The organism is Streptantibioticus silvisoli, assembly GCF_027947535.2.
GTDB lineage: Bacteria > Actinomycetota > Actinomycetes > Streptomycetales > Streptomycetaceae > Streptantibioticus_C > Streptantibioticus_C silvisoli.
Genome location: NZ_JAAGKO020000001.1, coordinates 359,789 through 373,784, shown reverse-complemented (window position 1 = coordinate 373,784; position 13,996 = coordinate 359,789). Strand labels below are relative to the sequence as shown.

Below are 13,996 nucleotides of genomic sequence, written 5' to 3'. Positions count from 1 at the left end.
CTCAGGACGGTGTGCTGCTGTTGCGGATGATCAGCTGCGGATCGATGACGACGCGCTCGTCGGGCCGGGTGGCGCCGGACTCCACCCGGTCCAGCAGCAGGCGGATGCTGGCCTTGCCGACCGCGGCGAAGTCCTGCCGGACGGTGGTCAGGGGCGGGGCGAAGTACTCCGCGGCCGGAATGTCGTCGAAGCCGGCGATGGCGACCTGACCCGGCACCGACAGGCCGGCCTCGCGGAAGGCGCGCAGCACGCCCAGGGCCATCTGGTCGTTGGCCACGAAGACCGCGGAGACCGGTGCGGAACGACGCCGTGCGGAGCCCACCGCGACCCGGCCGGCCAGCTCCTGGCCCGCCCGGTAGCCCGACAGCGCGGTCCAGTCCCCCACCAGCGGCGGCGGCACCTCGGCGCCGGCCTCCTCCAGCGTCGCGCGCCACCCCTTGATCCGGGCCTCGGCCTCCAGCCAGTCCTGCGGCCCCGCGACGTGCCACACCGTGGGATGCCCGCCGGCCAGCAGGTGCTCGGTGACCATGCGCGCCCCCAGGTCCTGGTCCACCGACACGCCCGGGATCGGCAGGTCGTGCCCGCCCTCCACCGTCACCACGGGGAACGGCAGCCTGAGCCCGGCCAGCGCGGCGACCGCCTCCCGCTTCGGCACGATGACCACGATGCCCTCCACCCCCCCGTTGCTGAGGTGGTCGATGGCGTCCTCCAGCGCACTGGCGGTGTACTGGCGCAGCGTGACGGCCGACACCATGTACCCCTCGTCGCGCGCCGCCTCCTCCAGGCCGAACAGCGTGCTCGCCGGGCCGAAGAGCGTCGGGTTGCACGCCACCACCCCGAGCGTGAGCGTGCGGCGGGTCACCAGCGCCCGGGCCGAGCTGTTGCGCCGGTATCCCAGCTGCTCGATGGCCCGCAGCACCTCGGCCCGGGTGGTGTCCCGCACGTTCGGATGGCTGCTCAGCACGCGTGACACCGTCTGATGCGACACGCCCGCCACCTGGGCCACGTCCGCCATGGTGGGCGCCCGGTGCGGGGTGGCGTTCTCGGCAGCCTGTGACATGGTTCTCCGATCTGTGATGCGATTATTGTTAGCGTTCACAGACTCGGGCGTCAAGGCACCGGACCACCCGCCACCGGATCGCGTGCCCCCGGCACCCGGCAGCGGAAGGTTCCGCCTGTCCACCGGGGGCGCCGGCGAGGCTCACGCAGGCCGCCGGGTACGCGGACGCCGCGCGGGAAGCGCGGCGGACCGGCCGCCTTCTCGCCCCGCCGTGCGCGGTAGGCCGGGGGGAACGCTCACATCGGGCCCGGTCCGATGTCTTGACGCGCCCGGGAGGCGTATCCATAGTGATGGCCATCCCACCGCGAGCCGCACGCCGCTCCCCCGAGGAAGCAGCGGCGTTCCGCCGACCCGTGAATGTTAACGCTAACGTCGGCGTCCGGTCGGATGTCCCCCATTCCACCGAGCCGCACGGAGAGTGGTTCACCGTGAACGTCAGGACGCGACGTCGAATGCTGCGAAAAGCCCTGTGGCCGGCCTTCGCCGCCATCGTGCTCATGCTCGGCACGCTCATCGGCACGGCCGGCACCGCGCAGGCCGCCACGCCATTGCCCTGCGACATCTACGCCTCCGCAGGCACGCCCTGCGTCGCCGCGCACAGCACGGTGCGGGCGCTCTACGCCTCCTACAGCGGCAGGCTCTACCGGGTCCGACGCGCCTCCGACGGCACCTCGGCCGACATCGGCACGCTCGCCGCCGGCGGCTACGCCGACGCCGCCGCGCAGGACTCCTTCTGCTCCGGCACGGTGTGCGCCATCACGGAGGTCTACGACCAGAGCCCCCGGGGCAACAACCTGACCGTCGAGGGCGCCGGCGGCAACGGCGGAGCGGATGTCGGCGCGATCGCCGACGCGCTGCCCGCGACGGTCGGCGGCCACGCGGTCTACGGAATCTCCGTCCAGGCGGGCGTCGGCTATCGCAACGACAGCACCTCCGGCATCCCGACCGGCAGCGCGGCACAGGGCGCCTACCTGGTGACCGGCGGCCAGCACGTCGACAACCGCTGCTGCTTCGACTACGGCAACGCGGAGACGTCCAACGACGACACCGGCAACGGGCATATGGACGCGATCAACTTCGGTACGGAGTGCTGGTTCGCCCCCTGCACCGGCGCCGGGCCCTGGGTCCAGGCCGACCTGGAGAACGGCCTGTTCGCCGGCGGCAACGGCTCCGATCCGGGCAACAAGGGGAACGCCAGCACCTTCGTCACCGCGCTGCTGAAGAACAACGGCACCACGGCCTACGCCATCAAGGACGGCAACGCGCAATCGGGCGGCCTGACCACCGAGTACAGCGGAGCCCTGCCGGACACCGGCGGCTACGCCCCGATGCACCAGGAGGGCGCCATCGTCCTGGGGACCGGGGGTGACGACAGCAACGGCTCCGACGGCTCGTTCTTCGAAGGTGCCATCACCGCCGGCTACCCGACCGACGCCGCCGACAACGCGGTCCAGGCCGAGATCGTCTCCGTCGGCTACACGAAGGCCGGCGCCGCCGTCCCGGTCCCCGGCACCGCGTACCGGCTGACCAACGCCAACAGCGGCACGCTCCTCGACGCCGTCGACTGCGGCAGCGCCGACGGCACGCCGGTCGACCTGTGGTCATCCCTGGGCAACACCTGCCAGCAGTGGAAATTCGCCAGCGCGGGCAACGGCCACTACACCATCACCAACGTCAACAGCGGCACGGTGCTGGACTCGGAGAACTGCGGCGCGTCGAACGGGACGGCGGTGCGGCTGTGGACCGCGCTGGGCAACACCTGCCAGCAGTGGGACGTGACCAGGGCCGGCAGCCGCTACACCATCACCAACGTGGGCAACGGCATGGTGCTCGACGCCGCCGACTGCGGCACCGCCGACGCAACCGCGGTGCGGCAGTGGGCCCAGCTCGACAACGCCTGCCAGCAGTGGGCCATCGCTCCCTGACCGGACCGCACCCGCGGGCGGCATCGTCCGCGGTCCGTCCGCGGCCGACGCCAGGCCGCCGCGGGGCGGCGCACGGGGGCCCTGATGCGCACGCGCACGCCGACCGCCGTCCCGTAACGGGTGGCGATGCAGCGCCACCGCTTGCGGCGGGCACCACCACGCGGCCGGCACCGCAGGCTCCCCGCCGCCCGGGGCTCCGGCGCGGTCCGCGCGACCGCCGCGTCGGAGCGTCGGAGCGTCGGAGCGTCGGAGCGAGAACGTGCCGAGGTGTCAGCGCCGATGGCCGCCCGGACGACGGTGGTGTGCGGGCGCGAGCCGGGCTCTCGGGCAGGCCCGGCCGGGGGCGTGATTCCTCTTCGGGGTCGACGGCCGATCGATCAGTTTTGGAGAAGCGGCCGTCCGGCCTCACGTCTACCGTGGAATCACCGGCGGCTCCGCAGGACCGCCGCAGCACCACGAGACGCAGGAGTACCCCGCCATGAGCAGCGGCATCAATGTGATCATCTACCACGTCCAGGACCTCGCCCGGTCCAAGGCGCTCTTCAGCACGTTCCTCGGCGCCGAACCGTCGACGGACTCGCCGTACTACGTCGGCTTCGAGCTCGACGGTCAGCAGATCGGCCTCGTCCCCGACGGCCAGCAGGGCGGTACCAACGGCCCGGTCTGCTTCCGCGACGTGCCCGACATCGCCGCCGCCCACCAGGCCCTCGTCGCCGCCGGTGCCGAGTCCCACGAGGAGCCGCACGATGTCGGCGGCGGCCTGCTGGTCGGCTCCGTCAAGGACACCGACGGCAACGTCATCGGGCTCCGCCAGCAGCCGTGACGCCCTCGCCCTGCGCCGGGCGACCGCGGAGTCGTCCTCGCCGGCCCGGGCCCTGACGCACCGCGACGGCGGCCGGCGGCCCGTGCGTCTTCCGCGTCAGGAACGGCCCCGGCCGCCCGGGCCGCGACGGCCTACCCGCGGTCGGGCTCCGCGGCCCGGCTGCCGGTCGGCTGGGCGGGCAGTTTCGGGCCGCCGTCCAGGTAGCCGCGGGCCTGGAGGGCGAACAGCCGCGCGTAGGGGCCGCCGGCGGCCATCAGGTCCTCGTGGCCGCCCACCTCGGTGACCCGGCCGCCGTCCAGGACGACGATCAGGTCGGCCGTGCGCACCGTGGAGAAGCGGTGGGAGACCAGCAGCGTCACCGCGCCGCGGTCGGCCGCGCCCGCCCGGGCCGCCTCGCCCCAACGGGCGTACAGCGCGCTCTCGGTGGCCGCGTCGAGCGCCGCCGTCGGTTCGTCGAGCACCGTCAGCAGCGGGCGTTCACGCATCAACGCCCGTGCCAGCGCCAGGCGTTGCCACTGTCCGCCGGACAACTCGGTGCCGCCGGTGAAGAACCGGCCGAGTTGCGAGTCGAGGCCGTCGGGCAGCCGGGCCAGCACGTCGTCGGCGTCGGCGCGGGCCACCGCACCGCGTACCGCGCACTCGTCCGGCATCCGGGGCAGGTCGCCCGCCCCGACGGTCTGGCGGGCGGTCCACTGGTAGCGGACGAAGTCCTGGAAGGCGGCCGAGGTCTGCTCCCGCCAGGCGGCCGGCTCGATGTCGGCCAGGTCCGTGCCGTCCACCGTGATCCGGCCCTCGGTCGGCCGGTACATCCCGGTGAGCAGCTTGACCAGGGTCGTCTTGCCCGCGCCGTTGTCCCCGACGATCGCCACCGTGGCCCCCGCGGGCAACCGCAGATCCACCTCGCGCAGCACCGGGGTGCTCGCGCCGTGGTAGCCGAACGACACGCCCTCCAGCCGAATGCCGTCGTCCAGCCGGTGCGGCGCGGCGGCCGAACGCTCCGGCGGAACGCGTTCCGCGGCGATGCCGTCCTCCAACTCCAGCAGGAGCCGCGCGGAGCGGAACGCGGTGCCCATCGCCCCCGCGGTGTCGCTCGCACCGGAGACCTGGCTCTGCGCGCGACGCAGCAGGCTGACCGCCATCACGACCTGGCCCGGACTGGTGTGGCCGTGCGCCGCGCGCCACACCAGCAGCGCGATCGCCCCGCTGAAGCCGATCGCGTACACCAGCCAGCCGGCCGCCTCCCACCCGGCGCTGCGCCACGCCGCCCGCACCGTGCGGGTACGGATGCGTTCGCCCAACTCCGCGTGCCGCTGCGCCAGATCACCGGTCACCCCGCAGATCCGCAGCTCCTTGGCGGTCTCGGCGGTGGTGGTGAGCCGGAAGAGGTCGGCCAGCAGCCGGCGGTCCTGCGCCAGGTCGTCGTCCGTCTCCTTCTGCAACCGGGAGGCGCGGCGGCCGGCGAGCGCGGGCACCACGCCGAGCAGCGGGACGATGAGGATCGGCGGGTAGACGGTGATCAGCAGCACCAGGATGCCGCCGCCGCGGATCACCGTCTGCAGGCCGCGCAGGAACTGCCGGGACGCGCCCGCGATGGCGCGGCGGTTGTCGCGCACCTGGTCGAGGCCGCTCAACTTGTCGGGGTGTTCCAGCAGTTCGAGTCCGTTCGCGGCGGTCGCCAGCCGGCCGACGCGGGTGTTGATCAGCAGCGCGACCCGGTCGGTGAGCATCGAGTTCTGCATCGCGCCGACGATCCCGCACACCCACGCCACGGTGAACAGCGCCGCCACCAGCACGGCACCGGTCACTGCCTGCCGGGCGTCGTGGTGCGCGGCGGAGTCGATGACCACCCGGTAGCCGACCGTCCCGCTCACCGAGGCGGCCGCGCCGACGATCAGCAGCACGGTCGTCGCCGTCATCAGCAGCGGCGCCGCCCGGAATCCCGAACCGCCCAGCAGCGTCAGCGCCCGCACGCCGTACAGACCGCTCGGACGGCTCGCGGCCGACCGCTTCGAGGTATCCGCCATCTGTGCCGCCTGCTTCGAGGTCCGCGCCATCACTGCCTCCCGCGCCGGGTCGAGGCGGGCCCGGTGAAGCGGGCCGCCTGGGTGCGGAAGAGTTCCGCGTACTGTCCGCCGGTCGCCAACAGCTCGTCGTGGCCGCCGAGTTCGGTGATGCGTCCGGCGTCCAGCACCGCGATCCGGTCGGCCTTGCGGACGGTGGAGAAGCGGTGCGAGATGACGATGCTGGTGGTGCCCTCGGTGATCTGCAGGAAGCGGTCGTAGAACGCCGCCTCGGCGCGCACGTCGAGTTGCGCGGTCGGCTCGTCCAGCACGAGCACCCGCGCGCCACGCTCCACCGCGTACAACGCCCGTGCCAGCGCGAGGCGTTGCCACTGGCCGCCGGACAGATCGGTGCCGCCGGTGTAGTGCGGGGACAGTACCGTCTGCCAGCCGTTCGCCAGGCCCTCGACCAACTCGGCCGCCCCCGCCCGTTCCGCGGCCCGGCTCAACGCCCCCGGATCGGGCGGGTCGTGGCGCAGCGCCAGCGAGACGTTCTCGGCGGCGGTGAGCGGATAGCGGGTGAAGTCCTGAAAAACGACGGCCAGTTGACGTTGCCACGCGGCCGGGTCGAGGTCGGCGAGGTCGTGGCCGTCCACCGTGATGCGCCCGGCCGTCGGTTCGCGCAGCCGGGCCAGCAGGGTGACCAGCGTGGTCTTGCCCGCGCCGTTGACGCCGACGACGGCGAGCGAGGTACCGGCGGGCAGTTCGAGGTCGAGGCCGTGCAGTACGTCCTGCTGGCCGCCGGGGTAGCGGAATCCGACGCCTTCGAGCCGGATGGCCGCACGCGGCAGCCCTGCGGCGTCCGCCGGGGCGACGGCTGCCGGGGCAAGGGCCTCCGGGTCGGCCGGGTCGGCCGGGGCAGGCAGGGCGGGCGGGGCCAGAGCGGCCTCCAGGCCGTCCAGATCCGGCAGCGCGGAGAGCATCGACTCCAGGGCGAAGTCGGTCGCCGTCACGCTGCCGACCGGCATGGTGGCCAGCAGCATGGGCAGCATGGTCGCCAGGGTCCGCAGCCCCACCGTGTGGTGGTAGGCGTCCCACGACAAGGTGCCCGCCCCGAGCCCGTACGCCGCGAGCACCAGCAGCCCCGCACCGGCGACCCGCAGGTTCAGCCGACCGACGGTGCGCCAGGAGGGCCGCATCGCCTCGGTGTACCAGCGCTGGTAGGAGTCGAGCACCCACTCGCCGAGCCCGAAGACCCGTACCTCCTTGGCGAACTGCGGCCGCCAGGCCACCCCCAGGAAATACCAGCTGCGGCGCAGCGGCTCGCCGGCCGCGCGGAACGTGCCGACCCGGGAGCGCACCAGCGCCCCGAGCGGCCGGCGCACCACCAGCCAGGCGGCGAGCAGCGTCAGCCCGAGCCACCAGTGGTAGCCGCTCAGCACCCCGCAGGCCACCAGCCCGCCCAGCCTGCCGCCCGCGGTCTGCAGCAGGGTCATCGGGGCGTCGGCGGGCTGCTGGCCCATCACCTCGCCCTGCGCGAAGGACAGCCGGTCCAGCACCGCCGGGTCCTCGAGGTGCGCGATCCCCGGCGGCGCCGAGACCGCGCGCACCAGCCGTTCCTGGAGCACCGCCGTCAGCCTGGCCCGCGCGGCGGCCGACAGTACGTCCTCCACCGGCCCGCGCAGCATCGACAACGTGAAGCACCCGGCCGCCAGTGCCAGCGCCCACCACAGCGCGTGCCCGGCCGCCGAGGAGACCCCGTCGGCGACGGCGCCGGGTATGTGCCCGGCGGCACGGCCCATCGACACCAACGTCAGGCTGGGCAGCGCCGCGTCGGCGACGAGCATGACCATCGCGCCCAGCGCCAGCCCGCGCGAGGAGCCCCATAACAGGCGCAGACTCGCCCATCTGGTGCGATAACCGGCCGGCACACGCATGTTCTCCCCCGAACCTGATTCCGCCGCAGGTGCTACGGCGAGTCTTGAGCCCGCCGCCCACCGGGGCAACTGAAATTCCCGTCCCACCGCTTCGACCACCGGGAGCCGTGACGGCGCCGCGCACCGGTCCGGCCGCCCGGACGTCCCCGACGGGCCCGGACCGTCGGAGGACCGTGATCGCCGGCGACCCGTGATCAGCGACGGACCGTAGCACGCGGTCGGACGGTGTGCTCCGGGGCCCGGCCGCCGATCAGCGGCGATGCCGCTCGTGAACCGCCTTCCGCGGGCCCGTACCGTCCGGGCAGGTCACGCCACCGCACACCCGGACGGATCTCGGTACACCCTGCCGTCGACCCCCCGCCGATCACACCATCACCGGTCACACCATCACCCGTCACCACGGCCATGGCTCACCGGCTGAGGCGGCTCAGGGCGCTCCGCCCATCCGTCCGTCAGGTCACTCCACGTCCCACCATCCCGTCACCGGCTCGACAGAACGCCAGCACACGGCCTACCGGGATGACCGCGATCGATTTCTCCATACCCGTGGCCATGAACGCGGCCCGGGAATTCCTCAACCGGATCTCCTCTCCCGTCCTTCACCGTGACCAGCCTGTCCTGACCCGATCGGTATGCGATGGATAAGTCGGGCCCGGGACCGTATCAGCCGCTGCGAAAGCCGGGCGCGCCACGGAGCGTCATTTATCCCATGGGGAGGCCGGCCGTAGTTGGTCCCGCCGTCGAGGGTGACCGGCGGAAGCCGCTGTCGGTCACCACGTGTGTCACCTGTTTGCCGTGCCGGTCAAATCTATGATGGCGGCCATGGACCCTCACGCCGCCGCAGGCGAAGCCGTCATCCGCGTCGTCGGTGCAGCCACCAACAACCTCAGAAATATCACGGTCGATGTGCCGAAGAAGGCGCTGACGGTCGTCACCGGAATTTCCGGCTCGGGCAAGTCCTCACTCGTGCTCGACACGATCGCCGCCGAGGCGCAGCGCCTGGTGAACGATTCGTATTCATCCTTCGTACGGAACCGGCTCCCGCACATGCCGGCGCCCGAAGTGCAGTCGATGAGCGGCCTCACGTTCACCGCCATCATCGACCAGCGCCGCTTCACCGGCAACGCCCGGTCGACCGTATCGACGGCTTCCGATCTCGCTCCGCTGATCAGGCTGGTGTTCTCCCGGATCGCCGAGCCATCCGCCGGGTACTCGCCCGCGTACTCCTTCAACGATCCGGCGGGCATGTGCCCTGACTGCGAAGGTCTCGGCAGCGTCGTCGACATCGACGTGGCGGAGTTGATCGACCCGCAGAAGAACATCAACGAGGGGCCCGTACGGTTCAGCCAGTTCCGGCCCGGCGTCTATCGCTGGAAGCGCTTCGCCTACTGCGGGCTGTTCGACCGGGAAAAGCCGTTGAAGGACTACACGGACGAGGAGATGAACCTTTTCCTCTACGCGGATCAGATGAAACTGCCGAATCCGGACCCGCGGTTTCCCAAGACCGCTCGCTTCGACGGCGTCGTCACCCGGATGCGCGACGTCTACGTGAAGAACCGCCCGGCCAAGATCTCTTCGCAGGTACGCGAAGAGCTGGATCGCCTGACGACGCACCGGGTCTGCCCGGCGTGCGACGGAGCGCGGCTGAATGCCGCGGCCCGGACCAGCCTCATCGACGGACTTTCGATCGTGGACTGGTCGGCCATGCCGGTGGCCGAGCTGCGCGCACTGCTGGAGAAGGTGAAGGACCCGCGGGTGGAACCGGCCCTCGTCGGTATCCGCCGCACTGTGGACGCGCTGCTCTCCGTCGGACTCGGATACCTCTCGCTCGACCGCGAATCGTCGACGCTGTCGGGCGGAGAGGCACAGCGGGTGAAGATCGTCCGGCACCTCGGCAGCGCCCTCACCGACATCACCTACGTCTTCGACGAGCCCTCGACCGGGCTGCATCCCGCGGATGTGCAGCGCCTCAACCACCTTCTGCTACGACTGCGCGACGCGGGGAACACCGTGCTGGTCGTCGAGCATCATCCCCAGGTGATCCGCATCGCCGACCAGGTGATCGACATGGGGCCGGGAGCGGGATCGCAGGGCGGACTGGTGCAGTTCCAGGGGACACCGAAGGCACTGCGTGGCAGCGACACGGTCACCGGACGGCTGCTTTCGACGCCGTTGAAGCTGACGCGGGCCGTCCGCGAGCCGCGCGCCCGCGTCCGGGTCGAAAACGCCTCGGCACACAACCTGACCGGTTTCGACGTCGATATCCCGATCGGCGTGCTCACCGCGGTCACCGGCGTCGCGGGTTCTGGCAAGAGCTCGCTCGCGACCAATGAACTTCCCTGCCAGCACCCCGAGTTCACGGTGGTCGGGCAGGACCCGCTGCGCGGCGGAGTACGGTCGATGTCGCTGAGCATCCTCGGCGTCGCCGACAGCGTGCGCGACGCGTTCAGCGCCTCGTCCGGACTCGAACCGGCCTGGTTCAGCTTCAACTCCAAGGGGGCCTGCCCTAACTGCAAGGGCAAGGGCTACGTCACCACCGAGCTCGCCTTCCTCGACGACGTCGCGACGGCTTGCGAAGTCTGCGGGGGTGAACGCTTCAACCACACGGCCTTGAACGTCAGGCTCGAGGGCCACACGATCGCGGATGTGCTGAAGATGTCGGCGGGCCCCGTGGCGGCTCTCTTCCCGGACCGCCCCGACATTGTGGCAACGATGGGATGGCTGGAGCGCGTCGGGCTCGGCTACGTCGCCGTCGGCCAGTCGCTCGACACGTTCTCCGGCGGCGAGAAGCAGCGCCTCCTGCTGGCCCGGCACCTCAGCGGCTCCCCCGACTTCGCCGAGGAGCGGATCGTGCTCGACGAGCCGACGACCGGCCTGCACCCCAGCGACGTGGAGCGGCTCGACCTGCTCTTCGCCGAACTCGTCGACGCCGGCGCGACGCTGGTCGTCGTCGAGCACGATCTCCGCGTCGTGGCCCAGGCCGACCACGTGATCGACATCGGCCCCGGCGCCGGCACCGATGGCGGCCGCCTGATCTTCGCCGGCACCCCGTCCGAACTGATGCGGCAGAAGGACTCGCTCACCGGACGTGCTCTGACCGCGGCCACCCGATAGGCGACCACCGCATCGCGATCCGCGTCGGCGTCGGCGTCGGCCTCGGCGTCGGCGGAACGTGGGGCGCCGAGGCGGGGCAACCGCGCCCGTCCCCCCATCGTCCGGGCCCGGGGCCGCTCCCGCCGCCGGATCCCGATCGCCGCGCGACCTGCCGCCAACCCGGCCGCCGTTCCCGCCCGAGCCACCGCCCCGCCGCGACGACGGCGGACGCGACGGGCGCAAGAGCCTCTCCCGGCGTGGCCACCGAGACCTGCTGATCACCGCCCGCCCCGGCTCGCGCACCCCACACGGGATGCGGCCGCATCCGCTGCTTGACGACGCCGGCGGGCTCCGGGCGGGAGAAGGGACTGCCGGAGGTGTGACCTTCCCGATCCGTGGCATCCGACGGGCCAGGACCCGCAGGGCGCGGCCCGAAGGCCCCCGCCACTTCGCACCGGGGCCGCTTCCGCCCGGCCCCGGGCCAGGTACGCGCCCGTGCCCTCCGGTCGGAACCGGGTCAGGGCGCCCCGTCCGCCGGGCCGGCGGGGACGGGGCCCGTCAGGAAGGACTGGGCGAGCGTGCGGAAAGCGGCGACGAGCCGGCTGCGGTCGTCCGCCCGCACGGCCAGCACCACGTGACTGGGTTCGACGTCACGCAGCGGGACGGCGTTGAGGTAGGGGCGGCTCCTGCCGTCCAGGGCCGGGACGATGGCCACGGCCCGTCCGGAGGCGATGAGTTCGAGTTTGTCCTCCAGGTCCTCCACGAGGGGACCGTCGGGGGCGCGGCTTCCGTCGGGACGGGGGTCGATGCGCCAGAAGGCGTCACGGGCCGGGTCGCTCGCACGGATCAGGGGCTCATCGGCGAAGTCGGCGAGGCCGACGCAGTCCTTGCCGGCCAGCCGGTGGTCGCTGGAGACCACCAGGACGCGTGGCTCCTCGTACAGGACGGTCACGTTCAGGCGTGCGGTGTGCAGCGGCAGCCGGGTGACCACGGCGTCCACGCGGCGGTCCAGCAGTGCGGGGCGCACATCGCTCCACCCCAGGTGCACGGTGTCGACCTCGGCGTCCGGATGCCGGCGGCGCAGTTCTCGCACCGCGGGAGTGACGATGATGCCGGTGGTGTAGCCGACCGTGACGCGTACGGGCTCGGCGGCGGCCCGGGTGAGGGCGATCGTCCGGGCGGCGGTGCGCAGCAGTGCCTTGGCGCGGGGCAGGAGGACCTCGCCCGCCGGGGTGAGTCGGCTGCCGTGCGGAGTGCGGTCCAGCAGGCGGGCTCCCACCTGCTGCTCCAGGCGCAGGATCTGTCGGCTCAAGGAGGGCTGAGTGATCTTCAGGGCGTCGGCGGCCCGCGCGAAGGTCCGATGCTCGGCGAGGCCGACGAAGTACCGCAGCAGCCGAAGGTCGAGGTCCGCGGCAGAAATCGGTTCGGTCACTCCGAAAGCGTAACCCTGTTCATTCGGCGCCGGTCCACCGTGAGCGGTCATGAGCTGGGGCGATGCCTGTTCTGTATATCGATATACGGCATGGGCCTTGGACGCGGTCCACCACCGGCTCCTAGCGTGCTCATGGTCCTGAGGGCCTCAGCTCGCCGGTGCGTCACGCGGTACGCCACACGCCGTCACCCGCGCCGCATACGCATACGCATACGCATACGCACGCAAGGAGAAACACCATGCCCGCACCCGCAGCCCTGATCACCGGCGGAACCAGCGGCATCGGCAGGGCGACCGCCGAACTGCTCTTCGAGCGCGGATACCGCGTGATGGTCACCGGACGCGCGAGCGTAGCCGAGGCACACAACGACCTCCCCGCGGGAATCCACGCGGTGCGGGCCGACGCCCGTTCCCTGACCGGGATCGACCACGCCATGGACCAGGTACGCGAACGTTTCGGCACCCTCGACGTGCTCTTCCTCAACGCCGGCGTCTCACGGCCCAAGCCACTGGCCGACACAGAAGAGGCGGACTTCGACGCGCTGTTCGACATCAACGTCAAGGGCAACTTCTTCACCCTGCAAAAGGCGCTCCCCCTCCTCAACGACGGCGCGTCCGTCATCTTCACCATCGGCGCCGGCACCGGCACAGCGGCCCCCGCCATGGTCGCCGCCAAGGGCTCCCTCCTCCCGCTGATGCGGAGCGCCGCCCTGGAACTGGCGCCCCGCCGCATCCGGGTCAACGCCGTCAGCCCCGGTGCGATCGACACCCCCGTCTACAGCGGCCTGGGCATCGCGCGCGAAACCGTGCAGTCCTGGAGTGCAGGTATCCCTCTCGGCCGCGTCGGACTCCCCGCCGACGTCGCCGAAGCCGTCGCCTTCCTCGCCTCCGACGCCGCCGGCTACATCACCGGCGACAACCTCATCGTCAGCGGAGGCATGGGGATCGGCGCGTAGTCGCGTCGGCTGCGTCGGCTGCGTCGGCCCCGTCTGAACGCCCGGTGGGCGCGGCCCGGACACGCGCCCGCAACCGCGCCTTGGCGACCCCGCCGATCCGGGTGCGCAGTCCGGCGGGTCGCGGGGGGCACACCGACGACGCCTCTTGGCGCAGGATCGGAACAGGTCCGCACGGACGGCTCGGGCCGCTGATCCGCTGTCGGCAACCCGTTGCAACTGGCGTGACCGCAAACGATCAGCGGCGTGGTGTGACGGCCGGGTGTCGGCAGCGACGGATGCCGCGCACGTCAGCTGAAGGTCGTGCCACGGTGCGTCGGTTGCCCGGTCCGGGGTCGCCCGCACGGCTGAGCTCTGCCTTCTGACCGCCGTCCGCGAGTCGTACGACACGATCGCTGCCGATTACGTCGAACGCGTCCCGCCTCCAGCCGAGATGGACCCGCTGTCACGCGCGATGCTGGCGGGGTACACCGAACTGGTGGGGGCGGCCGGTCTGGGGCCGGTGGCGGACCTGGGGGTGCGGCCCCGGACACGTGACGGCGCACCTGGCCGGGCTGGGGGTGTCCGGCCTCGGCGTCAACCCGTCGCCGAAGATGGTCGGGTCGGCCCGGCACACCGGTCCGAACTCGCGGTGCACTGAGGTCCCAATGACCGCACCGGCGATGCGGGACGACGAGCTCGGCGGCATCCTGGCCCGGTACTCCACCCATCACACGCCCGGGGCGGGATACGACGGTGGGCCGAGCCATCGGCCTTGACCGCGCATTCTGGAG

8 protein-coding genes and 1 pseudogene are annotated in these 13,996 nt (G+C 72.1%); 5 read left to right on the top strand and 4 right to left on the bottom strand.

Annotated elements, in window-relative coordinates:
• Position 1: 1 nt before the first annotated feature.
• On the bottom strand, positions 2–1,060 hold the full coding sequence (locus tag POF43_RS01445; RefSeq protein ID WP_271323034.1) for a LacI family DNA-binding transcriptional regulator: 1,059 nt from the start codon (positions 1,058–1,060) through the stop codon (positions 2–4).
• Between the two features lie 452 nt (positions 1,061–1,512).
• Between POF43_RS01445 and POF43_RS01440 the strand changes: the two genes are divergently transcribed.
• A complete protein-coding gene (locus POF43_RS01440) occupies positions 1,513–2,985 on the top strand; it encodes an arabinofuranosidase catalytic domain-containing protein (RefSeq protein WP_271323035.1) in 1,473 nt (490 codons plus the stop codon).
• Positions 2,986–3,463: 478 nt separating this feature from the next.
• Positions 3,464–3,808, top strand: a complete 345-nt coding sequence (locus POF43_RS01435) for a VOC family protein (protein ID WP_271314119.1) — start codon at positions 3,464–3,466, stop codon at positions 3,806–3,808.
• A gap of 131 nt (positions 3,809–3,939) precedes the next feature.
• On the opposite strand, the gene POF43_RS01430 is transcribed toward POF43_RS01435, so the two are convergent.
• Positions 3,940–5,862: an ABC transporter ATP-binding protein gene (locus POF43_RS01430; protein ID WP_271323036.1), complete on the bottom strand. Its 1,923-nt coding sequence runs from the start codon at positions 5,860–5,862 to the stop codon at positions 3,940–3,942.
• Positions 5,862–7,745, bottom strand: coding sequence for an ABC transporter ATP-binding protein (locus POF43_RS01425; RefSeq protein WP_282704357.1), 1,884 nt, complete (start codon positions 7,743–7,745; stop codon positions 5,862–5,864). Before POF43_RS01425 ends, POF43_RS01430 begins: the two co-directional genes overlap by 1 nt.
• A gap of 822 nt (positions 7,746–8,567) precedes the next feature.
• Between POF43_RS01425 and POF43_RS01420 the strand changes: the two genes are divergently transcribed.
• Complete coding sequence (locus POF43_RS01420) at positions 8,568–10,859, top strand: excinuclease ABC subunit UvrA (RefSeq protein ID WP_271321845.1); 2,292 nt, start codon at positions 8,568–8,570, stop codon at positions 10,857–10,859.
• Positions 10,860–11,355: 496 nt separating this feature from the next.
• On the opposite strand, the gene POF43_RS01415 is transcribed toward POF43_RS01420, so the two are convergent.
• Positions 11,356–12,270 carry a LysR family transcriptional regulator gene (locus tag POF43_RS01415; protein WP_271321846.1) on the bottom strand — a complete coding sequence of 305 codons (915 nt, stop codon included), beginning with the start codon at positions 12,268–12,270 and terminating at the stop codon, positions 11,356–11,358.
• A gap of 239 nt (positions 12,271–12,509) precedes the next feature.
• Between POF43_RS01415 and POF43_RS01410 the strand changes: the two genes are divergently transcribed.
• Entirely contained in the window at positions 12,510–13,226 is a 717-nt protein-coding gene (locus POF43_RS01410; RefSeq protein ID WP_271321847.1) for an SDR family oxidoreductase, read from the top strand.
• Positions 13,227–13,584: 358 nt separating this feature from the next.
• Positions 13,585–13,942: pseudogene (locus POF43_RS01405) on the top strand (class I SAM-dependent methyltransferase); the annotation flags it as partial.
• Positions 13,943–13,996: the final 54 nt, after the last annotated feature.